Source organism: Phenylobacterium sp. P4_E10, from assembly GCF_056401675.1.
The window spans coordinates 1-1,759 of sequence record NZ_JBFUIW010000032.1 but is presented as its reverse complement, the minus strand read 5'-3'; the positions used below and the strand labels follow the sequence as shown (position 1 = coordinate 1,759).

Below are 1,759 nucleotides of genomic sequence, written 5' to 3'. Positions count from 1 at the left end.
GTCGTTAAGCCTCTCTGGGCCAATGGTACTTCGTCTTAAGGCGCGGGAGAGTAGGTCGCCGCCAGGTCTACCAAACGGATGAAGACAACAAACCCTTCAACTCACAATCAAACACCCTGACGCGGGGTGGAGCAGCCCGGTAGCTCGTCAGGCTCATAACCTGAAGGTCACAGGTTCAAATCCTGTCCCCGCACCCAAGGTTCAAAGCAAAAGCCCCCTGGATCACTCCAGGGGGCTTTTGCTTGTCTGGAATTCGCAACAGGCGGTGCGCGGCTGCGGCTAAAGGCTCGCCCACAGCTGGCTGAGCGGGATCATCAGGGGCATAACCTGGACAGCGAAGGCTCAAGTCCAGTCTGCGATAGAACGCCGCGGCCCATTCGTTCATCGCATGCACCGCCAGGCCGCGGATCCCGTGCCTTCGCCTGCGGCCAGCACGCGTTTAGCCGCATCGGCGATCAACGCCTGGCCGAGGCCGACCCCTTGTGGCGAAGATCCACCGCCGGCGCGCGGGAATCACGACGGGAATCGGATCTGGCATGTTGGGCCGCAGCCGCAGGTCGCCTCGATCAGCTGAATGGATCCCGATCCGAGCGAGAAATTGCCGGCGACCTCGAGCTTCGCGTCAGTCGTGCAGAAGGTTCGACTCGCTCTGGTCGCCTGATTGGCCCGGCCCCCGCTGGCGTACCCATTCCTCCAGCGACGGCGCGCCTGATTCGAGGTGGTCGCGAACGTGGTGATCGGCGAGGCGCGCGCAGTGCCACCGCGACTTCCAAGGCGACGGCGCCCGAAGAATCGCTCGTAGGTTTTCGTCTGGCTCGGCCGGCGGCTCGAGAATTTCGACGAATCGATCGTCGTCGGCCGGTCGACGAGCACAGCGGCCTGGTCGAGAATCGCCTCGTCGGCTGCGCGACGGGAGGCCTCGATCATGAAATCGAGCCGCGATTGGCTCTGCGCCTGCGTCGCTCGATCGATCAAAACGCGAATCTCATCGCCGAGTCCTGAGCTATCGGCACTGCCGGGCCGCCCGCAGGACTCAAGAAGTCGTTCCTCCGCCGGCGGCGACTCGGGCGTGAAACTCGGTTGCGGCCCGCGAGTCTGCGCGAGCAGGGAGAGTAGGGGGCAGGGGCGGGGGCTGCTTCGCGCGATGGCGAACTGCAGGTTTTCCCAACCCGCGCCGTGGGTTGCGCCGGGCGGGTAGCCTTCCTGACGCAGCCGCTGGAAAAAGCTTGCCAACCACGGGCGCTCCGACTAGTTTCCGCTCCTTCGATCGATCGCCGCGGCGCTCTGGGGAACACCTCAAGGATCCCCCGCGGTGATTTTTGCGCTGAATTCCGGGTTTCCTGGACTGGCGCAAAAAGACTGAAAGGTCCGGTTGACGAGGACGAGGTGGCCCTCTAGACAGCCGCCTCCCTGGACGGGGTCGCCGCCGGGACAAGCAGAAGAGATCCTCGGATTTCTTGGGTTTGCTGGCGACGCACAAGTCTAGGGTCGGCCTTTTCGAAGTCTTCCTGGTTCTTCCGGATGGTTTCGAAAGAGACTGAAAAGTCGGGGTTGACGAGGATGGGGCGGCCCTCTAGATAGCCGCCTCCCTGGACGGGGTCGCCGCCGGGACGGACTTCTGGAAGCCTAGGTTTCCTTGGGGTTTGTGGGTGGTGACTTGGTTTAGGTGTCGACCATTTCGGGTTGTTCCGGTTGATCTGGAGCGGTTCGAAAGAAGACTGAAAAGTCTGGTTGACAGGGACGGGGCGGCCCCCTAGAT

Annotated in this window: 1 protein-coding gene and 1 tRNA gene; one reads left to right on the top strand and one right to left on the bottom strand. The window is 63.0% G+C overall.

All coding sequences use genetic code 11. From position 1 onward, the window contains the following. Nucleotides 1-120 precede the first annotated feature (120 nt). Nucleotides 121-197, top strand: a tRNA-Met gene (locus AC1DQJ_RS20770). A 316-nt stretch (nt 198-513) separates the two neighbouring features. On the opposite strand, the gene AC1DQJ_RS20765 is transcribed toward AC1DQJ_RS20770, so the two are convergent. Beyond that, a complete protein-coding gene (locus AC1DQJ_RS20765) occupies nt 514-1,233 on the bottom strand; it encodes a type II toxin-antitoxin system TacA family antitoxin (RefSeq protein WP_477606851.1) in 720 nt (239 codons plus the stop codon). Nucleotides 1,234-1,759: the final 526 nt, after the last annotated feature.